This is a genomic window from Streptomyces sp. Je 1-369 (assembly GCF_026810505.1).
In the GTDB taxonomy this organism is placed as follows: Bacteria; Actinomycetota; Actinomycetes; order Streptomycetales; family Streptomycetaceae; genus Streptomyces.
In genome coordinates this window covers 272,636-292,967 of sequence record NZ_CP101750.1, presented here as the reverse complement: position 1 = coordinate 292,967, position 20,332 = coordinate 272,636, and the positions used below count along the sequence as shown (strand labels likewise).

15 protein-coding genes and 5 pseudogenes are annotated in these 20,332 nt (G+C 68.1%); 5 read left to right on the top strand and 15 right to left on the bottom strand.

Annotated features, from left to right (window positions below):
- Window positions 1-43: 43 nt before the first annotated feature.
- Together NOO62_RS01285 and NOO62_RS01280 are read right to left on the bottom strand one after the other, a co-directional pair.
- The gene (locus NOO62_RS01285) at window positions 44-421 is read right to left on the bottom strand and encodes a hypothetical protein (protein WP_268769023.1); all 378 of its coding nucleotides are present in this window, start codon (window positions 419-421) and stop codon (window positions 44-46) included.
- An 11-nt stretch (window positions 422-432) separates the two neighbouring features.
- Complete coding sequence (locus NOO62_RS01280; RefSeq protein ID WP_268769022.1) at window positions 433-780, bottom strand: hypothetical protein; 348 nt, start codon at window positions 778-780, stop codon at window positions 433-435.
- Window positions 781-831: 51 nt separating this feature from the next.
- On the opposite strand from NOO62_RS01280, the gene NOO62_RS01275 reads away from it, so the two are divergent.
- The gene (locus tag NOO62_RS01275) at window positions 832-1,365 is read left to right on the top strand and encodes a hypothetical protein (protein ID WP_268769021.1); all 534 of its coding nucleotides are present in this window, start codon (window positions 832-834) and stop codon (window positions 1,363-1,365) included.
- A gap of 63 nt (window positions 1,366-1,428) precedes the next feature.
- On the opposite strand, the pseudogene NOO62_RS01270 reads toward NOO62_RS01275, so the two are convergent.
- From NOO62_RS01270 to NOO62_RS01250, 5 genes and pseudogenes are all read right to left on the bottom strand, one after another.
- A pseudogene (locus NOO62_RS01270) lies at window positions 1,429-1,908 on the bottom strand (SGNH/GDSL hydrolase family protein); the annotation flags it as partial.
- Window positions 1,905-2,375 (bottom strand): cupin domain-containing protein, encoded by a 471-nt coding sequence (locus NOO62_RS01265; protein WP_268769020.1) that lies wholly within the window; start codon window positions 2,373-2,375, stop codon window positions 1,905-1,907. The pseudogene NOO62_RS01270 and the gene NOO62_RS01265, both read right to left, overlap by 4 nt.
- An 81-nt stretch (window positions 2,376-2,456) precedes the next feature.
- Window positions 2,457-3,154 (bottom strand): annotated as a pseudogene (locus tag NOO62_RS01260) (helix-turn-helix domain-containing protein).
- Window positions 3,155-3,451: 297 nt separating this feature from the next.
- Complete coding sequence (locus NOO62_RS01255; RefSeq protein ID WP_268769019.1) at window positions 3,452-3,922, bottom strand: hypothetical protein; 471 nt, start codon at window positions 3,920-3,922, stop codon at window positions 3,452-3,454.
- Window positions 3,923-3,954: 32 nt separating this feature from the next.
- Complete coding sequence (locus tag NOO62_RS01250) at window positions 3,955-5,022, bottom strand: alpha/beta hydrolase family protein (RefSeq protein WP_268769018.1); 1,068 nt, start codon at window positions 5,020-5,022, stop codon at window positions 3,955-3,957.
- Window positions 5,023-6,593: 1,571 nt separating this feature from the next.
- Here NOO62_RS01250 and NOO62_RS01245 point away from each other — a divergent pair.
- Both NOO62_RS01245 and NOO62_RS01240 read left to right on the top strand, forming a co-directional pair.
- Complete coding sequence (locus NOO62_RS01245) at window positions 6,594-7,016, top strand: hypothetical protein (protein ID WP_414930748.1); 423 nt, start codon at window positions 6,594-6,596, stop codon at window positions 7,014-7,016.
- A pseudogene (locus NOO62_RS01240) lies at window positions 6,938-7,198 on the top strand (tyrosine-type recombinase/integrase); the annotation flags it as partial. The gene NOO62_RS01245 and the pseudogene NOO62_RS01240, both read left to right, overlap by 79 nt.
- Before the next feature lie 156 nt (window positions 7,199-7,354).
- Here NOO62_RS01240 and NOO62_RS01235 read toward each other — a convergent pair.
- From NOO62_RS01235 to NOO62_RS01215, 3 genes and pseudogenes are all read right to left on the bottom strand, one after another.
- Window positions 7,355-7,612: a MafI family immunity protein gene (locus tag NOO62_RS01235; RefSeq protein ID WP_268769017.1), complete on the bottom strand. Its 258-nt coding sequence runs from the start codon at window positions 7,610-7,612 to the stop codon at window positions 7,355-7,357.
- Between the two features lie 11 nt (window positions 7,613-7,623).
- A pseudogene (locus NOO62_RS39200) lies at window positions 7,624-9,012 on the bottom strand (polymorphic toxin-type HINT domain-containing protein).
- A 506-nt stretch (window positions 9,013-9,518) separates the two neighbouring features.
- Window positions 9,519-10,034, bottom strand: a pseudogene (locus NOO62_RS01215) (leucine zipper domain-containing protein); the annotation flags it as partial.
- A gap of 893 nt (window positions 10,035-10,927) precedes the next feature.
- On the opposite strand from NOO62_RS01215, the gene NOO62_RS01210 reads away from it, so the two are divergent.
- Complete coding sequence (locus tag NOO62_RS01210; protein ID WP_268769016.1) at window positions 10,928-11,146, top strand: CGNR zinc finger domain-containing protein; 219 nt, start codon at window positions 10,928-10,930, stop codon at window positions 11,144-11,146.
- Between the two features lie 29 nt (window positions 11,147-11,175).
- Here the strand turns inward: NOO62_RS01210 and NOO62_RS01205 are convergent, their stop codons facing one another.
- The 5 genes from NOO62_RS01205 to NOO62_RS01185 all read right to left on the bottom strand — a co-directional run bounded on the left by NOO62_RS01205 (window position 11,176) and on the right by NOO62_RS01185 (window position 19,228).
- Window positions 11,176-12,861: a BCCT family transporter gene (locus tag NOO62_RS01205; protein WP_268769015.1), complete on the bottom strand. Its 1,686-nt coding sequence runs from the start codon at window positions 12,859-12,861 to the stop codon at window positions 11,176-11,178.
- 240 nt (window positions 12,862-13,101) lie between these two features.
- Entirely contained in the window at window positions 13,102-14,127 is a 1,026-nt protein-coding gene (locus NOO62_RS01200) for a D-alanyl-D-alanine carboxypeptidase family protein (RefSeq protein ID WP_268769014.1), read from the bottom strand.
- A gap of 1,594 nt (window positions 14,128-15,721) precedes the next feature.
- Window positions 15,722-17,092 carry an amidohydrolase family protein gene (locus NOO62_RS01195; protein WP_268769013.1) on the bottom strand — a complete coding sequence of 457 codons (1,371 nt, stop codon included), beginning with the start codon at window positions 17,090-17,092 and terminating at the stop codon, window positions 15,722-15,724.
- A 98-nt stretch (window positions 17,093-17,190) separates the two neighbouring features.
- Window positions 17,191-18,126, bottom strand: a complete 936-nt coding sequence (locus tag NOO62_RS01190; RefSeq protein ID WP_268775418.1) for a DMT family transporter — start codon at window positions 18,124-18,126, stop codon at window positions 17,191-17,193.
- A 217-nt stretch (window positions 18,127-18,343) separates the two neighbouring features.
- Window positions 18,344-19,228 (bottom strand): NAD-dependent epimerase/dehydratase family protein, encoded by an 885-nt coding sequence (locus NOO62_RS01185; RefSeq protein ID WP_268769012.1) that lies wholly within the window; start codon window positions 19,226-19,228, stop codon window positions 18,344-18,346.
- A gap of 156 nt (window positions 19,229-19,384) precedes the next feature.
- Here NOO62_RS01185 and NOO62_RS01180 point away from each other — a divergent pair, with 156 nt between their 5' ends.
- The gene (locus NOO62_RS01180; RefSeq protein WP_268769011.1) at window positions 19,385-20,284 is read left to right on the top strand and encodes a LysR family transcriptional regulator; all 900 of its coding nucleotides are present in this window, start codon (window positions 19,385-19,387) and stop codon (window positions 20,282-20,284) included.
- Window positions 20,285-20,332: the final 48 nt, after the last annotated feature.

Genomic DNA, 20,332 nt, shown 5'->3' with positions numbered 1-20,332 from the left:
CGAGAGCGGCCACTCGTGGTGCTGCGCCAGACTGCTGCGCTGATCATTCTTTCTTCAGGCCACGGTCAGGCGCTCGCAGTATCCGGGCTACCCGCAGCGAGTGGTGGGGCCCCTGCTCGTGGCTGACGGTGACCGTGCCGCGCAGACCGCCCTTGAAACGCTGCTCGACCCGGACTTCGTAGAGGTCGGAGAGGATGCCGGCGATGTCCCGCTGGCCGCCACGGTTCACGACCATGCCGGCGAACACATCGTCTGCGGTCCCGGCGACCTGCCGGGCGTCCCGCACGTCGTAAAGCGTCACCGCCTCGCCCGCACTCATCGTCTCCGGCACAGCAGTTGTGCGGTGGACGCCCCAGGACCCACCGGCCAATACGGTCAGTGCGGCTGCGGCGAGCGCGAGCTGACGCTGAAGGCGGTTCATTAATCTGCCTTTCAGCCCCACAACGCGTGGTAATTCCTGCGGTCCCGCGCAGTCGGGGCGCCGTTGGAGGGCATGTCGAACGAGTACGGAGCCATCAACGAGCGGTACCTCGACGGATTCTTGCGACAGAACCCAAGGGCGTGACCGAGCTCGTGCGCGGCGATCATGCGCCGCGATCCGCGGTCCCCGTACCGTTCCCCCGGCCCGAGGTAGGCCTTGTTGAGCTTCAAGAGGTCGGTGCCGCTCCTGCCCTTCCAACGCCCCAGGACGCCCTTCCACGGCGGACGGGTCACGTTCACATCCGACCATTCCAGATCAGCGATCCGGCCGGCGTCATCCGTGGGGAACTTCAGCAGCACGCTGCGCTCGGATGCTGAACGTCAGGCTGCGGAGTGCGCGACGATACCGGAGTGGCAAAGCAGATCGTGTCCCCGGACGTGCTCAGCGCTCTCAGAGGTTTTGGCGCCTTGGGCCTTTTCGTCGTCGGTGTGTATGGCTGCATCGCGATCCTTGTCGGCCTCTTGGACGCCAGTGCTGTCAGCCCTTCCGACTACCACGTCAAGTTCGGCTCACCTGGATCTTCATGTGACTCCGACGACGGGCCGGTCTTCGGCTTCGAAGATGGGGAGGCCTTGGCCTGCGGGCGCCCCGGGAGCATGAACCTGAACGGGGATGTTGAATATCCCGGGTTCACCGAGGCGCAGAACTCGGAGGTGGCGGCCCTCGCGAGGAAAGCCGGAGAGCTGTCGCCATCTGAGATGGATGAGATCCAGGGGCTCGTCAACAGGATTGCTGCGACAGTGCCGTCCTCCCGTCTGGCATACGACAAGCATGCCTATTCGATCGGTCCGCTGTGGGGTACTGATCTTGCCTGGGCCGGGGGCGCTACCGTCGTTGTGGTTGCCGGAATCGCCGCCGCTACGCGAGACCGACGCCGTCCGTAGCCACGGCCCTCGGCACGCAAGCTCCTTGGGCCGCGGCAACCACTCGCTCCAAGTTCAGGAACGGGTGCTGAAGGGCAGGCCTTGGCAGCGCCGCGGGATCGTCTCTGCGTGCTGGGCTAGGACGCCGAGGACCGCTGTGGGCCGTCACCTCCCGGTATGGAATCGGCGGCGGGTCCGCTTGGTGCAGTTCCTCGATCTGGCGTTCGTGGAGCGGAAGGTAGGTCGCCTCGTTGGTGGCGGCGACCTCGACGATCATCCGGCTGTACGCCCGCGATGCCTGTACCGATGCTCCGTCGAGTTGTTGGCCGAGTACCGGTAGCGACAGCAGACCGATCGTCGCGTCGGTCTCCGCTCGCAGCCGTGCGACGACGGCTCCCAGGCACTGTTGGAACCAGCCTGCCGACGGGCGATGTCGCTGTTGGCGCCGAAACGGGCAGGCTGGACGTCACTGGGAGGGTGGCGTCGTCCGAGAAGATCCAGGTAGTCGACGCTGAACTGCGCACGGGTGAGGCTGTCGTCGAGGCACGCGATGCGTGTCCTCACGGCGCTTCCTCCGGGCTGGGCGTGCCCACGCGTTCGGTCGGGCGGGTGTCGGTCCGAGGACGGTGGTCAGTGCCGAGGGTCGCAGTGATGGCCAGGATGGACGTCGGCCCCTCCATGTCGACCACGTGCCATACCCCGGCCGGGTTGATCGTGGCCTCGCCCCGCTTGAGCAGAACGCGGTCGGGCACCCCGTCCACGTCGCGGGTGACCGTCACGGACCCGCTGAGGCAAACGACCAGTTCGTCGCCTGCAGGGTGGCTCTCCCAATGGTCGCCGAGCCCGTCGCCGTCGAAGACCATCACCGTCCGTCCCTCGGCGCCGTCTCCGGCGACCGCGGCGCTGTGGGCCTGGAGCACCTCCGGGTCCCAGGTGAAGCCCTCGACGGGTCTCGCTCTCGATCCCAGTCCGAGGTGCACGGGGGTCGTCCGCAGGTCCATGGCATTGCGTTCGTGGTTGACGAGTCTCATGCCGACGATCGTCCACGCCGGCGATCGGGCGGTCTTGAAGAAAAGGGAAGAGAAGCCACACCACGGGCAGACGGTCGGCGGCTACCCGGCTCCGAGGAGGACTTCGCCGCGACGCCAGGCCGTCGGCGATCGGCCCGTGAACTCGCGCCAGTCCCGGACGAGATGGGCCTGGTCGGCGTAGCCAGAGACGGTTGCCACATCGCCCCACGGGATCGGGTTCTGACGCAACCCCGCGCGGCGACGAGGCGGTGCCACGCCTCGGCTACCTCGGGGCGCAACCAGCGCGCATGGTCGCCGCAGGCGCCACGGCCGACGGCTCGGAGGAGCAATTCGTCCAGCGCGGTGAACCGCGCCGCCCATGTTGTCGCCGATCGGAGCCGGTCGACCAGCTCGACGGCAAGCGCTACAAGAAGCTCGTCAAGTGGAACCAGTCGGTGGGCGAGCTCGGCGGCGGGCATACGGTAGATGGCCCGGGCCCCGAGCAGTGTCAGCGATACCTGAACACCTTGCTGGCGTCCGTCGTGGTGAATCGCGACGGACCGGCACATCAGACCGCCGGCCACACTGCCGAATCGGGTGACCGGTGACCGGTCGTCAACGCACGCCGCCACCTCCAAAGGATCCGACAGGCTGATCACCGCAGTGAGCGCGCGGCCCGGCGGGCCGCAGTGCACCCCCGTCGGGAGCCCGCGGAGGTCGAAGCCGACATACGAGTCGACGTACTCCCGCAAGACGGGCGCCGGATGTGCACCGATCCCGGTGGCCGTGTGGTCCTCCATTTTCGTCAGTGTACGAGCCGCCAAGCCCAGGAAGATCACCGTCCAAGGGCTGATCGGTCTCCTTTGTGGGCGCGGCGCTTTTGGTCTCTTCGGAGTGCCAGGTTCAGAAGGCGGAGAACGACATGGACCGGATCAAGCAGGAGATCGAGTCCACGTACGGTCTGGGACCGGGCCAGTCCGATTGGCCAACGCATCCGTAGATTGCGGTCGCCGCGGTGGGTGCCGGCGTGGTGGCCCAAGAGGGATGCGCGCTCGCGCCCACTTCCCAGGCCTCCAGAGTGTGGCCACGGCGGCTCTTCAGCGACCGCCGGTGTTGCTGGTGTTGGTCACCGCGGTGGTGAATGCCTCGATCGTGCGGCGACGCGCGGTGAAGAAGGCGAGCCAGGTGCCATCCGCGTAGTGGACACGGAAACGGGCCATGAGCTGGAGGCGGGGGCGACGCTCCACCTGGGCAACCCAGGTGCGGGGGATTTCCCAGACGGGAGTGCCGTCGACGTGCCGTACGAGGCCGACCCGCTGGTCGGTCACCCGCATCAACAGCGCACCGGACGTGGTCGGCATGGCAGCCGCGATGCTCTGCGCACTACCGGACTGGGCGCCGTAGCGGTGCATCAGGTGGTCACCGAGCATCCCGCCGATCTTGCCGTGCTTGATTTTGACGCCTTCAGCGCTCTTCACCGGGACGACCATTCCATAGGTGAGGAGCTGCTCGTCCGGCGCCAGCTGACTCAGGGCGGCCTGGTGCTGGACGGACATGATTTCCGGCATGACGGTGCTCCCCGTGATCTTCTGGACTTCGCTCAGGATCGTACCGGCCGGGTCCGCTGCGGGAGGCGGTGCCCTGGGTTGCCGCCGGTCCGGAGCGTGCTGAACCAGCGCACCGCCTCCGCTGTTCCCTGGACGTTCGAGCCGAGGTGCCGTGACTTCTGATGGTCGACGGCGCCAAGGTCGACGACCGGCACCCCCATTCCCCGTTCTCGAAAGGCCGCGGCGCAGTTGGCCGTGTTCTGAACGGTCGCCTGCTCATCGCCCCGCGCCATGTAGAGCCGAATCGGTGCCTTGGGCTTCCAGTCCTTGCACACGCTGTCGGTCTTCCGCAGCCCGGCCGCGAGGCCGCCCTCGGGCCGGGCCAGCAGGTCACGCCCGTACGGCGTCAGCAGTTCGTCCAGCGTGTGAGGCAGCGCGCTGATCAGCTGCGGACCGGTGTGCATACCGTCGAACAGCTCCTCCACGGCGGGGTCGCGGAACACCTCGCCCGGGTTGTCGTACACATCCTGGACGCGGTCGAAGGCGACCAAGGTGTACGCGGTGTACACCACGCCCCACCTCGGCTCCAGCTCACCGTCGCCCGCGAGCAGCGCCGGGATCTCCGCGCCGCCGAAGTCGTAGGCCCCGCTGATCGGGGCGAGGGCGTCGAGCCTGAAGTGCCGGTCCTCGCCCGCCTGGAGGGCCCTGCCGAACCTGAGAGCAGCCGACGCGCCCTGCGAGAAGCCGGTGGCCAAGACGTCACGGTCCAGGGCGCGTCCGGTGCGTGGGGCGAACTGGCGTACGGCGCGGAGCAGATCCAGGGAGGCCGTGGCTTCGGACAGCACGTCCATCCAGGGGTGCTTGCCCAGGCCCGTGCCCATGCCGAGGTAGTCGGGCGCGACAGCGGCGAAGCCTGCGGAGGCGTACGTGATGGAGGGGCCACTCAGGAACACTTTCCGCTGCATCGAGGGCGCGTCGATGCGGTGGACGCCGGTGCCGTGGGCGAACGAGACAGTCCGCAGACGGCCTTGGACCCCGCGCGGAACGGTGAACAGCCCGCTGGCCGTGGTTGGTTGGCCCTTCGCGTCGATGGTGCGGTAGACGAGTCGGTACGCGTCCACACCGTGCTCGGCGGTGCCGCTGCCATACCCGGGGCGGTGAGCTCAGCGGCGGAGTCCTTGGCCGACGTGAGGGTGTAGAGCAACTCGGCGGAGAGCAGGGTGCCGCGCTGGGCGGCGTCAGAGGAGGGCGCGGCGGACGTCCCTGATCCGGCGCTGGCTCCGACGACGCCCAGCGCGGTGAGGATCGTGGCGACGGCGGCTGCGGTGACCAGCACGGCAACGTCGCAGGTGAGCCAGCCCTTTCAAAGGAGCCGCACCCAACTCCGTCCAGCGTCTGGGGTCAGGGCGGTGAAGGCGAGGCCGACGGCTGCGCAAAGACCGCGTTGAGGAGAGGAGGCCCCCACCGCTCAGGCCCTGGTCAACGCGGCGCCCGGGGCGAAGGCCGGCGGGCCGCGCCCTGAGGCGTCGGGCAGCCTTTGCCTGGTCGCTGCTCGCGTTGGGGCTGGGCGTCTTCGAAGGCACGCAGCGCGGCCTGGCGAGCCTGCTCAATTCGAGCAGGATCTCGCGGCGTCGGGTCTTCTACTTCCGCACCGCCGTCAGCCATCGGCCGTCGGCCCGAGGTTCTACCCGAGGCACAGCCGACCAGTCGGCCTCACACCGGGCCCTTTCGACAACCCTCCGCGCCGGGGACGCCCTGCGGAGTCCTGACAACCCTCCGCAGGGCGCGAGATCTACGCAGGGACCATGGCCGGGTAGTCCCTGTCCACGTCCACCCAGTGGCCGGGAACCGCGCACCACACGGTCGAGGTGCCCGATCTGCTCCCGCTCACAGTGTTGCCGTAGTGCGTGTAGGGCTGCGGAGCGCCGAGGCACACGATTCTGGCCCGCCAGTTGGTACCAGTCCCGCTGTTGCACTGGAAACGCCAGCCGGCATGCCCGGCACTTCCCGTGACGGACCCGCCGCTACAGCTCAGGGCGCCGGCCGGAGCGGCCGACGCGGCAGGAACAGCAAGAGCGACCAAGCCGCTTGAGGCCATGGCAAGCGACACGGCAGTGGCGGCAATACGTCGGTGCGGGCGCATGGACATTCTCCCTCGGGAAACCGTGTTGCGGTCGCGGCGATCTTGCCACGCGCCAACTCCGATTAACCGAACGAAACAAGTCAACTTGCTCCATGCGCTGATCTTCTCATCCTGAGTGCCAGGCGATCTCGATGTTATGAACGGCGGCGACGGAACAAACAGAAGCTTGGCCTCGTCACGAACCCCGATCACCACCGGCCATCACTTTCACGTCGCAGGATAAGAAGAGCTCACTCAACCTTCGCTGAGAATGGCTCAACCCTCACTGCGACAGGTCACCGGACGCGTGTTGGCCGCCCGGACCGCTGGCCTGGATAGCGCATTCCACCGCCTCGCGGACCGCCTTTCGGCGATTCCTCTACTCCGGGCGCGGGGTGATTACGGTCGAGTCAGAGCGAAGGGCGGACCCGGGGCCACGACGGAGGCCGGGCCGGAAGGGTGGGCAGCGCATGGCCGACATGGTTGATCTGGGCGCGTACGGCGAGGACTTCACGGCCGATCCGTATCCCCTGCTACGCCGCGCTGCGCGTTCGCGGCCCGGTGCATCAGGTGCGGCTGCCCGACGGGCGGGAGGCGTGGCTGGTGGTGGGCCACGACGCGGCGCGGGCCGCGCTCGCCGATCCGCGCCTGGCCAAGGACTGGCGTGCCACCGGCATGTGGGAAGTGCGCGAGGAGCAGACTCCGCTGTCCAGCAACATGCTGGAGCTCGACCCGCCGGACCACACCCGCCTGCGCAAGCTGGTGGCGCGGGAGTTCACCACCCGCCGGGTCGAGGCGCTGCGCCCCCGCGTGCAGCGCATCACTGACGGGCTGCTGGACGCGATGCTGGCCGCCCCCGACGGCCGTGCCGACCTCGTCGAGGCGCTCGCCTTCCCGCTCCCGCTCATCGTCATCTGCGCCGCATCCGGTTCCACGACCTCCGCAACTCGACGGCGACCCTCCTCCTGGAGCAGGGAGTGGAACTCGTCGTGATCAAGGAGCTGTTGGGCCACGCCCACATCGGCGTCACCGCCACCGTGTACGCCCACGTCCGGATCCGCCTCCAACGCGACGCCATCACCCTCCTCGGCCACGCGCTCCGCAACCCCGCCGAGACCACCGGCAAGCCCGACGACGGCGACGAACCACCCCTCGTCGGAGCCGCCGTCCGCTGACGTTGCCGTCAACTACTGCCGTCACCCCACGCTGAAGCCCCGCCAGGACGCACCTGGCGGGGCTTCAGGTTTGCGGTCGCTCACTCCGATCCGGCCCGTAACAGACGATCATGACGCACCTAAATGCGAATCGGCGGCGGGAGCGAACGCACTCGCTTATCCCGTTACCAGCTCACGCATTCGCGCGATTAGATCACAAGATCCGAGGTCTCCCGACAGCCGAACGAGCCGCTCGTAATACTCCTCGCTAATCGACAACTCGTCTTCGTAAATCCATGAGCACATCGTGTCGAAAGCTAGGGCGAACTCTCCGGCCGCCAGAAGGTCTCGCACGTCAACTGCGACTGAAGGCGCAGTGATGGGAGATTCCTCTAGCAGCGCTTCGACCTTGGCGGCGTACTCTACGGCTTCCACTGCGCCTCCAGTCAGGGTCGGTACGGGAAACCGGTCACGATTCGGTCCGTTGCAGGTTCATAAATGACCCTGATGTTCACGCCGTCCACTACTCCTTCAACCTTCCATCGCGACGGATCCCCGTTCCTCGTGTCCAGCGCAGCTCGGCCTGTCTGCTGCGTTCTGACGCTGCTCGGACTGGTCGCCACATCGGCAATGCCGTCGAGGATCTTGTCAGTATCCCAGTCGCGCGGAAACACGGTCTTTCCAGGCTGTCCCGGCCACTTATGGCCACCACCCGTTCTGTCACCGTGAATGATGTGGAACTGCTCTTGTCCGCCAATCAAGTCACGTCCGGCGCCAGTGCAATTGCTGTTGTGAACGAGAACCGGCGTCTGACCAGCAAGTACATAGTACGTGTGCAGGCCCTCGACGGTGAGATTGTAGGTGCGCTGACGGTCGCGGTACTGGCTGGTTGCCGCGACGGTTACGGTGCGGCCGCCGTCCGTGCGCAGCATCATGCCCGGCTTGAGCTTGCCGGCCGCTACCCAAGCCTTCTTGTCAACTCACCAGAAAGGATGCTCATGAGTAGCGGTGAGCTTTTCATCCCCGTTGAGGGTGGAGATCTCTATCCTGGTGAACTGCTTATCGTCATTAGTGACGATAATTGCTGTGACTTCGCGTTCGCCAGTTTTGCCGGTTTCCGGGTTCGTCGCTAGAACCCTTTCTCCGACTTTGATGTCCTCGATGTTCTTTTTCTTGCCGTCGGCCATGCGGATCTTTGTGCCGGCGAGGAAGCACTTGCATCCTGAAGGGGTGCCCCTTTTCCCCTTTGCTCCCGCCTCTGCGCCATCGTCCAGCGATTTGAGGGACTTCTTTAGGGTCTTTCCGCCTATTTTGGGACCCTTAAGGAAGGGCAGATTCAGGACGGTGCTTCCGCAGTCTTTGCTGATCCCTGGATGTCTCCCGCACGACTGCCACGACTGCACGTCGGGAAGGATGAATTCTTTGGTGACCTCGGCCGCGCCGCTGTTCGCGAAGAACTTCCTGAGATGGGGGAATGGATCAAAGCGGTCGAGCGGATTGGGGAATCCGACTTGAGTCATGCGGTTGTTTGCGCCGGAGCTGTAGTAGACCGCGCTGCTCATGTGCCCGCTGTTGCGGTATCCCCAGCTACCCGACGATCGGGGCCCGGTTGTAGATGTTGACCGCGGCTTTGCCGATTCTGCCGACGCTTTTGGCGATGTTCTTGAAGGCGTCGCCAAAGCTAAGAGACCGGTGGGATCGCTGAACGTGACGGGGTTGCTGTTGCTGTAGGTGTAGCCGTTCATCTGCCGGGGGCCCGTCAGGTCCATGATGGGGTTGACGGACAGGAACCGACCGGTGGACGGGTCGTACTCGCGAGCTCCGAGGTGAGTCAGGCCGGTGGAGGCGGTGCCGTCGGTGCCGCCGACGAAGCTCTTGGTGCCGGGCCAGGACTTGGGTGCCTCGCCTCGCGGTCCGCCAAAGGGGAGGGTCCGGCGCTGCGTCAGCTTCAGATCAGCTGCCGCGATGGAGAGTTGGCCGGTTCCCTGGTGGTCCGCGGTGGCGAAGGTGATGGTGCCGCTGTTGTCCTTGACCGCTTGATGGCCGCTGCCGAGAGGGGTGTAGCGGGTGGCTTTGGCGGTGGTGGCGCCCTTGGGCAGGGTGACTTCGGTGTGGCCCAGGTAGAGGGTGGGTTCCTGTCGGTGTGCGGCTGATCAGGCGGTTGCCTTCGGTGTCGTAGAGGTACTGGGTGACCTTGTCCTTGCCGTTCTGGTCCGGTGCGCTGACCTCGGCCAGGTGTCCTTCGGCGTCCCATGAGAGTTTCTGGGTGTCACCGCCCAGGGTTCGGGCGATGGTGTTGCCGCTGGGGTCGTAGTCGTAGGAGTGCCAGTTGGGCTTTGTTGCGGTTCTTGCGTCCCGTGGCCGGTCCCAGCACGCGGTGACCGCCGCCGTCGGGGATGCGGCCCAGCTTCTTGACATTGATGTGGAGCAGTTCACCGGGCTGGTCGCGTTCGTAGCGTCGGACGGGCCGGCCGGTGGCCCTGTCCAGTGTGGCCAGCGGGGGCAGGTGATGGTCACACAGGATGCGGGCGGTGCACGGTCGAGGGAGCGAGTCGAGGGAGCGAGGTGGCTGTGTATTGCGATCCGCTGGGGGCCGATGCGATGTTCCTGGCGTAGTCGTATCACCTGTTCCTCGACCCTGGCGGGGGTTTTGTGCGGCGAGTGGTGCGGGCGGCTGGAGCGGTCGTGCATGCCCCTCCAGCCCTGGAGGCGGTAAGGGTCGGCCCAGCGTTTGGCGGTGGTGTGACTGACCTGGAACCGCTCGGCGCCCCCGCCGCAGCGGCCAGCCGCCCTCCACGATGCACCAGGCCAGGCGCAGCCTGCCGGTGGGAGTGAGCGGCGCGTAACGGTGACACATGAGGGCCTCCTGCACTCGGCGGTAGATGTCGCAGTCACCATTCGTCGGCCGGAGCACCGCGGCCTAAGCACTGACCGCGCAGCTGGCACCGCCGACCGGTGCGCGCCCTGGAAGAGGCGGCTCCTCTCTGCCGGACGGGGCAGCAAGCGGTGACGGTGCGCCTGGTCGAGCTGCATCTTGTCGCCGAAGTCGCCGCTGACGGCTCCTTGGACTCCGCGGGCCCGCTGGCGCCATGAGCATCGCACGGCGGAGCGCCCGGAGACCTGTACGCCACCGTGCGCATCGTCCACTGACCGCCGCCGACTAGGTCGGGCGCCAATCTCCGGCACGCTGTGGCGAACGCTGACTGCCCTCCAGCACGGAAGAAACAGAGCAGGTCCAGGGGCGCGAGTGGACGCGCGAGTGCCGGCCGTCTCCGGTTGCGCCGCCCGGCCGCGGCTGCCCCGCCTCGTACCGGAGTGACGGGAGTGCGGCCATCGCATATACGCACCGGCATTCAGGGCGATGGCGCTGCCACCGAGACCGACGTCACCAGCCTCGTTCATTATCGCCGGCCTCGACGGCGTCTTCGATGTGTTGGCATCTGTGTCCAGGCACCCCGTCAGCAACGCGCACCCCGTTGCGGCCTCCGAAGCCCAGCGGGTGCGTGAAAGCTGCCCACTCCGATCGGTCAACGCTGCGTCAGCCTCGCGTGCGAGACCCCATCCTGTGCGTAACGCGTCCCTTGTGATCCGCAGGAACGAGGCCAGTGCGGCGGGCGCAGAGCGGGTGGATGCGCGGCTGCCTCCCCGCCGATGTAGTCCGCGACCGCACGATGTCGGGCCAGGGTTACCCGCCCGCAATATCCTGACAGTCGGTCTGTGCCGCTACGGATCACCGGCCAGGGGGGGGCGATGGGCCGCTCTTTTGAACGACAGCACGCCAAGGCAGGTGGCAAAGCAGTACAGGAAGGCGACCGATTCGCCCGGATCGGCATCCGCACCGGCGGCCACTGCGCCGACGTCTACGTCGACCAGTCACCCGGCGGCCGACGCCGCTTCTGCTCGGTGACCTGCCAGAACCGGGCTCGTGTGGCGGCCTTCCGGAGCCGCGGGGTCGCTGCCGCGGACTGAGCGGCGGGCGTGGAGTGGAGCTCAACAGCTCACGCCCGGTCCTGCGGGACCTCCTGCGGGGCCTGAGACGGGACCGCCGACGGCACCTCCGGCGGGACGACCCCCTGCTCCCGCGCCATCTCACGCGCCACCCGGGGCGCCGTCCACAGCGTCGGCAGCATGATGAAGCCCACCGGCACCGCCGTGACCACGATGAACGACTGGAGTGCCGTGATGCCTCCGTCGCCGACCAGGATCAGCACCGCGGCCGCCGCGCCCATCAGCAGTGCCCAGAACGCCCGTACCGCGCGCGTCGGTTCACCGGCCCTCGTGCCCGCGGAGGCGATGCTGTACGACATCGAGTCGGTGGTCGTCACCACGAACGTGATCGTCAGCAGCAGCAGCGCGACCGCGACCACCGCACCCATCGGGAGCCGCTGCGCCATGGAGATGACGGCGGCGTCCATGCCGACCGACTTCAGCGGGCCCGAGATCGCGCCGGGGTCGCGCTGCTCCAGGAAGATGCCGGTGCCACCGAACACCGTGAACCAGAACATGGTGGCCAGCGGAGGGACGATCGCCGTGGAGACAACGAGGTCGCGCAGGGTGCGGCCCCGGGAGATGCGGGCCACGAAGATGGACATCAGCGGCCCGTAGCCGAGGAACCAGCCGAAGAAGAAGACCGTCCAGGAGCCGAGCCACGCGTGGTCGCCCCGGTTCAGCGCCAGCGGCACGAAGTCCCGCACGTACTGGCCGAAGCCGCCCAGGAACGAGTCGAGCACGAAGCCGAGGGAGCCGAGAACCAGGAAGACGGCCATCAGGGCGACCGCGAGCCAGATGTTGGCCTTGCTGAAGAACTGGATGCCGCGGTCGACACCGCTGGCGACGGAGAGCACCGCGACGACGGTCAGCAGGACAATGACGCCGAGCTGCACGGGGTAGCCGCCGGAGATGCCGAACACCTCGGAGAGCCCGTACGAGACCTGGAGGCCGAGGAAGCCGATCGGGCCGACGGTGCCGGCCACCACGGCGATGACGCAGACGATGTCGACGGCGGCCCCGAGACGGGAGTGCCGGACGCGCTCACCGAGGAACGGGTGCAGCAGGGTGCGCGGGCGCAGCGGCATGCCGCGCTCCTGGCCCCGGATCATCACGATCGAGGCGAGCGTGCCGAGGACGGCCCAGGCGAGGAAGCCCCAGTGCGCGAAGCTCTGGGAGAGCGCGGCGTCGGCCGCCTCCTGGGTGCCGCTCTTGACGCCGTCGTAGAAGGGGGGCGTGTTGATGTAGTGCTCCACGGGCTCGCCCGCCGCGAAGAAGACGCCGCCGCCCGCGAGCAGTGTCGACATGATCATCGCGATCCACTGGAACCTGCCGTACTCCGGCCGCGCCCCGGCGCCCCCGAGCCGCACCTTCCCGTACCGGGAGAAGCCCAGCCACAGCGCGACGCCGAACGTCGCGAGCAGCAGCACCTGCCACAGCGGACCGAACCACCGCGCGACGAAGGTGAACACGGCGTTTACAGCGTCGCCCGTGGCCGTGGGCGCGATCAGCGCGGCCAGGACGAACGCGGTGAGCAGCCCGCCGCTGACGGCCAGTACGGCGAGGTCGGTGCGTCCGCGGCCACCGGGGGCCGCGGCGTCCGCCGTGTGGCCCTCTTCCTTCGTATGGCCGCCGTCGTCGTCCGCGGCGGACTCGCCGTCGGCGGGCGCGGCGGTACGGGCGGGGGAAGTCGACATGAGGTTCCTTGCTGAGGGGGATTCGCACACGAGGGCACGGCGCGCGGTACGTCACGGTGCGCGAGCCCGTATGCGTGCATACGGAGTGCCGGGCGGCCGGACCGCTCGGTGCGAAGGTCAGCAGGGAAGGGTGCTATCCGAAGGGTGTTGTCGTCAAATTCCGGACAATGTCCGGTGGCGCGGCGGCCGCGTTCGCGCTGGAGCGCCGACGGCGGCTGCGCCTTCTCCGGCCCCGTCCGGTCAGTGGGCGAAGCCCCAGTCGAGCATCTTGGCGGCGTCCTCGAAGCGGTCCTTGTCGGCCCCCACGATCGCGCCGACCAGGGTGCGGTTGTCGCGCTCGGCGGCGAAGACGACGGCGTAGCCGGCCTCCGCGCCGCTGCCGGTCTTGATGCCCAGCGCGCCGTCGTAGGTGCTCAGCAGCACGTTGGTGTTGTTCCAGGTGTAGTAGCGGGTACGGCCGTTGGCCGCGGGGGCCTCGGTCTTGAACTGCTTCTTCTTCACGATGTCGGCGAACACCGGCTTCAGCATGGCGCGTTGGCCGAGCTTGGCGAGATCGCGGGCGGTGCTGCGGTTGTCGCCGTGCGATATGCCGTCGAAGGAGTCGAAGTGCGTGCCCCTCAGGCCCAGCTGCTGCGCCTTGGCGTTCATCTGGCTCTCGAAGTCGGCGATCCGCGCGTCCGTGGTGTCCCCGGACCCGAAGTTGTCGGCCAGCGCCATCGCGGCGTCCGCCCCCGAGGGGAGCAGCATGGCGTGCAGCAGCTGCCTGGCGGTCAGCTTGTCGCCGGTCTGGAGGTCGGCCGTGCTGGAACCGGCCTTCGCGACGTAGTCCCGGTACTCCTGCTTCACCGTGAACTGCCGGTCCAGCCACTCCGGGTGCTCGAGCACGACGAGGGCGGTCATGATTTTGGTCGTACTGGCCATCGCCACGCTCTCGTCAGCCTTGGCCCCGGCCCACATCTCCCGCTCCTGGCTGCCGTCGCGGGTGTCCAGGAGAAAGGCGTGGTCGGCCTTGATAACGGGGGCGTCCTGGCCCGTCGCGTCGGGCGCGCCCCGCCCCCACCCCTGTCCCTGTCCCTGTCCCTGTCCGACGGTCCCGGCGGCCTGGCCGCTCGTCCACTCATTCTCGTCGACGGAGTGGGTGGCACTGGGGGTGGCCGCCTCGGCGAGACCGCCGGCGGTGATCGGGAGCACGGCCCCGACCAGGGCGACGGTCGCGATCCGGGCCCCGGTCCGGTGCAGCCGGTTGGGGCGAGCGTGGGAACCCATGAGGCGTCTCTTCTCCCGGCGCCGGGCGCCGGCTAGTGAGGGGGGGGGGAATCGGTGCGTGGTGAACCTACTTGGGTGATGGCGGCCATTTCAAGATCGCTATGTCATAAGCGGGTAACAGGGCTGGGAGGTGGTGAAGGGCGTGCAGGAGGTCGAGTTGACCCAGTACCGGGGAGTTGGGGGTGAGCTGAGGTTCTCGTGACTGCTCGCGCCCGGCCTCGGCGACAAGGTCGTCGCCAACCAGCAGTCGTACGGCATGTCCGAGGTGCCGGGCCGCGGCGAGGCGATCAAGAAGCGCTGTCCGTGCCTACCGGCGCACAGGCCCCCGCGGAATCCGGCTCCCCGACCGCACTGGCGGTTACCGCGCCGAACACATCCCCGCCTTCCTGGAAGAACGCTGGTATCAGGAACACCTCACACCACTGCAGTTCGACGGGGCAGCGAAGTCCGTACGCCGCCTCGCAGCCGTCCGCCTCGTCCAGCAGGCATCCGGCAAGGCACAAGGTGACGCTGCCGACTTCCTCGGCATCAACCCTGCCGGAGGCCAGTTCACGGCCACGAACACGCTCCTGCAGTGGCTCAAGAATGGCCAGGACGCCTTCACTACCGCTCTACACCACCTGGCTGAAGAGCTCGACCGCGCGACAGACCCCACCAACTACCAGCGCCGACGAGAGGTACTACGAGACTGGTCCCTGCCGTCTGAGACCTGGAACGAGATCATCACCAGACTTCCGCCCGTCCCAGGCCCCGTCAGCCCCAACTTGGACGACCGAGTACGCCAGGAAGCATCCGCGTTCGTCTGGGCCTATGTCACCTGCGGCGAGCCGCTCTACGCGCCACGGCACATCGAAGCCGCACAGCCCCCGGACACTCGCCAATCCTGGCAACAGCGTCGGGCGAACACCTGGTTCCGACTCTCCCGCCCCCACGCTCTGAACCACTACGCGGCCCTACGCGGACTCCTATGCCAGCACGGCGACGCCCTCATCGAGAAGATCGAATCGGGCACCAGCAAGCCCCTTCGCTAGGTTCTGTCTGCTCCGCCAGCGACGCCCAGCCGCACCCGGTGACGCTGGAGGTCGACCTCGGCGACCTTCACCGTGATCAGCTCGCCTTCATCGACAAGCTGATCCGGGGTCTCGACCGGCTCGTCAACCAGCTCTGAGAGGTGAGCCTCCGCCAACTTGACGCCGCAAGTCAAAGGGCTGGTGTGACCGGATCGCGGGAGGCTCACGCTGGTCGTCGACGGCTGTCTGCGGAGTAGATCGTCTGACGAATTGTCCCGGGAGCGGATCAAGCGTCAGGCCAGGTTATTGAGCGTTGACGGTAGTGATCGGGCAGGCTGGACGGATGCCTGAGTCGTTTTTGCGGCGAAAGCGTCGGACGCGACCGCTCCGGGGAATGCCTGCCAAAGCCTGCGTGAGCCGCCGCTACGCACCCACCTCAGGCGCACCCGCGCTTCCCCCATCCGGTGACAGCACCGGATGGGGGAAGCGCGGGTGCGCCTGACTCCCGGCATCTGAACGAGAGTCTGTACCGAGTACGGCACGCGCCGTCGGTGAGCGGTAACGTGGCCGGCCGGCCGGTCGGCTCAGGCGGGGAGCGGTAGGCCGGCGGCGTGGAACAGCCGGTCACGGGAGGCCGTGGCCTCGTCGAAGACGGCGTCCCCAGCCTTCAGCACACCATTCTCCTTCAGGACGTCACCGGCCACCACGACCAGGTCGACGTTGCCGGCGTGGCCGCCCGCGACGATCGTGGCGGCGACGTCCGTGGCGGGCAGCATGTTGGTGTGGTCGAGGCGGATCATGATCAGGTCGGCCTCCTTGCCGGGGGTCAGACTGCCGGTGCGGTTGTCGATGCCCGCGGCCCGTGCGCCCTCGATGGTCGCGAAGGACAGCAGGTCGGCGGCGTCGAAGGTCGGCAGGTCGGGGTTCCGGTCCATGGGTCCGGCCGCGCCAGCGAGGATCAGCTGCTGGTAAGCGAGCGTTGCCCGCATGACGCCGAACATGTCCCCGCTCACGATCGTCTCGGTGTCCACGCTGAGGCTCGGGCGGACACCGGCGGCCAGCAGCCGGTTGGTAGCCGGCTGGCCGAGGCCCGGCATGAAGACCTCCAGGGCGCCGGCCACGGACGCGGTGGCCCCGTGCGCGGCCAGCATCCTCAGCTCGTCATCGGTCGACGTGCACAGGTGGATGAACGTCATGTCCGAGGCGAGCAGCCCCGATTCCTTGAGCTGCCGTACAGCCTGCTGCTCCGCGCCCCACTCACCGAGGCCCACGTGCATGCTGATCCGCAGGTCCAGTTCCCGGGCGAGCCGGATGTCCTGCGTGGAGACGTCGGGGGTGGACAGCTCCGGTCCGCGGAGCATCGCGTTCAGCGTGACCCGCGCCGAGTCGTCGGACAGCACCTCGTTGCGGATGCGCCGGATGTCGGCGGGGTGTGTGCGGTTGCTGCCGAACTGCCACTGCTCGGCCTCCGTCGACGGCCAGCCGTGGTCGAAGACGGCGCGGATGCCCGACTCCCAGTGCGCCGCGATTGCCGCGTCCGAATGCTCGGGGCTGTTGCTGATGTGAGACTCGTCCCGCACGGTCGTCACCCCGGAGTCGAGGGACATCAGGTCCGCGGCCAGGTTACCGACGTGGACATCCCGGGGTTCGAAGTGCTGGCCGAGGCCGATCTGCACGTTGCTGCGGTACTCCTCATAGGTCCAGGCGGGGCCCAGGTTGCGCAGCGCGCCCTGCCAGTTGTGGCGGTGGGTGTCGATGAAGCCGGGCAGCACGGCGCTCCCCGTGCCGTCGACGACCCGGGCCCGGTCGTCGGACAGCTCCCGGCCGACTTCGACGATCCTGCCGTCGGCGACGAGGACGTCGCCCACGAAGTTGCCGAGCTTGTCGTCCTGCGTCATCAGGTACGCGCCCTTGATCAGGATGCGTTCCTTGTTCTGTGGCTGGTCGTGGGACATCTGTTATTCCTTCCGTGCCGCGGGCAGCACTGTGTTGCTTGTCCGCTGAGAAAGAGACGGTGGGTCAGGTCCGCGCCCGGTCCGGGCATGGACGTGGATCACTTGCCGGTGGTGCCACGTGGGCGCCGGGAGGCGATCCAGACAGCGACGAAGGTGAGCAACGCGCCGAAAAGGGTGAGGACAGAGGGGGACTGGCCGCCGGAGGGTGCCAGGAAGTCCAGGGCAATCGAACTGGCAAGCTGTCCCGCGATCGCGGCCATGCTCAGCAGCAGGACACCGATCCGGCGTACGAGGAAAGCCGAGGCGCCGATGAACACCGTGCCGCACAGTCCGCCGAGGTAGACCCACCAGCTGGTGGGCAGCGGGTGCCCAGCCGTTCCCTGGACGAGTGTCTTCACGCCCCAGGCGGCGGTGAGAAACACCGCTCCGACGCAGAAGTTGAGCCAGGTCGCGGCGAGCGGCGAGCCCGACGCGGCGGTCGACGCCCCGTTCAGGGCCTGCTGCACGCCGAGCATGAAGCCGGCGGCGATCGCGGCGAGGGCGGGCAGGACGACGGTGGCGGGCGCCGGGGTATCGGCGAAGCGGGGCAGCGCGGACACGACTGCGGCCACCAGGATGACGGCCGCTCCCGTGAGCCGGGCGGCGCCCGGGCGTTGTCTCAAGCCGCCGCCGATGCCCCGGGCGTCCACGATCAGACCGGCAAGGGTCTGACCGGCGATGGCCGACACGGTGAACACGGCGATGCCGGTGATCAGCGCGGCAGTGGACTGGGCCAGCGCGAACGTGCCGCCCAGTACACCAGCCAGCAGATATCGGCGGGGAAGCCGGCCGTCCCTGGCGGCCCCGGCCATTCGGCGCAGCGCACCACGCAGTCCGGAGGAGAAGACCGCAACGAAGGACAGCAGGACGAATCCACCCGAGAAGCTGATCGCCGCCGCGGCGATACCGTCACCGAGGTGCCGGCTCAGTTCGCCGTTGAGCCGGGACTGTACCGGCACCACCATTCCGGCGGCGATGGCCGCCGCGACGGCCAGGAAACCGCCGCGGGACGCTGACGGGCGGGAGTGCCCCGGTGATGGCGGACCGGATCCGACAGGAGGGCGGCCTGACGCAGGCGGAGCGGTGGGTATGGTCATGTCGAAGCCCTTCAGTAAGGCAGGAAGGGGGCGGCCGGACAGGGCCTTGTTGTCCGGCCACTGGGTGGCCGTCGGGCCCCACCCGCCGCGAAGCCCGGGGTGACGCGGTTCTCGCTCAGAAGTCCGTACGCGCGATGTCATCGAGGATCGACGGCCCCTCGGGCGACCAGCCGAGCACGCGCCGGGCGATGTCGCCCGAGGCCTGCTGGTCGAGCAGGAGGGCCTCGCCGAGCAGGCCGAGCCGGTCGAGTGTCTGCACGACGGGCTCGGGCTCGACCCGTCCGGCCAGACCGACGGAGCGGCTCACCGCTTCGGTGATCTCCCGTACGGTCGGGTTCACACCGCCGGCTCCGAAGAAGTACGAACCGGCCGGGGCCTTCTCCAGCGCGAGCACGTACAGCTCGGCCAGGTCGTCCACGTGCACGGTGCTCCAGTGCTGGTCACCGGGCCCGACCATGGTGAGGGCCGGGGCGTCCCCCGCGGTGCGCGGGCCGGCGGCCACGAGGTTCAGCAGGCCGCCGCCGTGCCCGTACACCACCGCCGGTGCGATGACCGAGGTCCTGACGCCCTGCGCGTCGCGTACCCGCTCGGCAAGCGGCACCCGCCAGGCGGTCAGGCGCGGGGCGTTCATGGCGGTCGACTCGGTGATCGCGGAACCGCTGCCATGCAGCCAGACGCCGGTGGTGTACACAAAGGGCCGGTCCGTGTCCCGCAGCGCGTGCAGGAAGCTGGTGACAGCCACCTTGTCGACGGTCGCACTGCTCTCGTCACCCGGTGACGCCACGTGGATCACGCCGTCGCTCGCGGCCGCGAGCCCCCGGAGGGCCTCACCGTCGGACAGGTCGGCAATCGCTGGCACCGCGCCCTTGGCCCGCACCAGTTCGGTCTTCTCTGCGGAGCGGACCACGGCGGTCACCTGGTGGCCGCCGGAGATGAGCCGGTCGAGCACCGAGGCTCCGATGTAGCCGGTGCCGCCGGTGAGCAGGACACGCATGGTCATCCTCTTTCGCTGATGTCACTGACGTTTTGCACTGTTGTCACTGACGTTTTCCTGGACGGGGTGGTGGCCCGCACGACAACGGTCACCCCGACTGGCTATCGTGTCCAACGAATGTTTCCGAACATCAAATCGGGAATGGCGATGAATGAGGGATCGGTGGACCAGAAAAAACTGGAGTACTTCATCACGGTCGCCGAGGAACTGAACTTCACCCGGGCGGCCCAGCAACTGCACGTCACACAATCCACGCTCTCGGCCGGCATCAAGGCCCTGGAGCAGGAGCTGAGGGCCGAACTGCTCATCCGCTCCACCCGGTCGGTCAGTCTGACGGAGGCCGGTTCGGCGTTCCTGCCCGAGGCGCGTAGCGCGATCGAGGCCCTCGACCGGGCCAGAGCCGCGGTGGAGCCACTCTCCACGGGGCTGCGCGGCAGCCTCACCGTGGGCGTTCTCAGCGGACTGACCGTTATCGACGTGCCCGCACTGGCGGGCGACTTCCATCGGCGCCATCCGGAGGTCCGGCTGCGTACCGAGACCTCCCAGCGGGGGACCTCCGGGCTGATCGAAAAAATGAAGGAAGGCCACGTCGACGTGGCCTTCGTGGGAGCCGACATCACGGACGCGCACATCAGGGTGCGGGCCGTCAAGAGGTACCAGGTCCAGTTGCTGGTTCGCGCCGGTCACCCACTGGCTCTCCGCGAGAGCGTGCGGCTGAGGGACGTAGCCGGGGAACCCTTCGTCGACATGCCCATAGGGTTCGGGCAGCGCCAGATCGTGGACGACGCCTTCACGAGGGCGGAGCTGTCCCGGCGCGTCCTGATCGAGGTATCGGACATCACCACGATCGCGGAGTACGTGGCGCACGGTCTGGGCGTCGCACTGCTGCCCCCGGACTTCGCGACGGCGGCCGGGGACGCGGTACGTTCCGTCCCCCTCGCAGACGCACGTCTGTCCTGGACGCTCAGCGTGGTCGCCTCGGCGACGCGTCCGCCGACCCGGGCGCTGCACGCCTTCCTCGACCTCATCCCGCACCACATCCGCCGCGACCGCGTGTTCTGAGCGCGCCCGGCCGGGTCTGTGGGGGTGCCCGCTGAGGTGGATCCTGCT

Coding starts and splice junctions, on each gene's coding strand:
- NOO62_RS01285 (WP_268769023.1), bottom strand. CDS start 421: ATGAACCGCCTTCAGCGTCAGCTCGCGCTCGCCGCAGCCGCACTGACC.
- NOO62_RS01265 (WP_268769020.1), bottom strand. CDS start 2,375: ATGAGACTCGTCAACCACGAACGCAATGCCATGGACCTGCGGACGACC.
- NOO62_RS01255 (WP_268769019.1), bottom strand. CDS start 3,922: ATGCCGGAAATCATGTCCGTCCAGCACCAGGCCGCCCTGAGTCAGCTG.
- NOO62_RS01210 (WP_268769016.1), top strand. CDS start 10,928: ATGGGCCGCTCTTTTGAACGACAGCACGCCAAGGCAGGTGGCAAAGCA.
- NOO62_RS01205 (WP_268769015.1), bottom strand. CDS start 12,861: ATGTCGACTTCCCCCGCCCGTACCGCCGCGCCCGCCGACGGCGAGTCC.
- NOO62_RS01200 (WP_268769014.1), bottom strand. CDS start 14,127: ATGGGTTCCCACGCTCGCCCCAACCGGCTGCACCGGACCGGGGCCCGG.
- NOO62_RS01195 (WP_268769013.1), bottom strand. CDS start 17,092: ATGTCCCACGACCAGCCACAGAACAAGGAACGCATCCTGATCAAGGGC.
- NOO62_RS01185 (WP_268769012.1), bottom strand. CDS start 19,228: ATGACCATGCGTGTCCTGCTCACCGGCGGCACCGGCTACATCGGAGCC.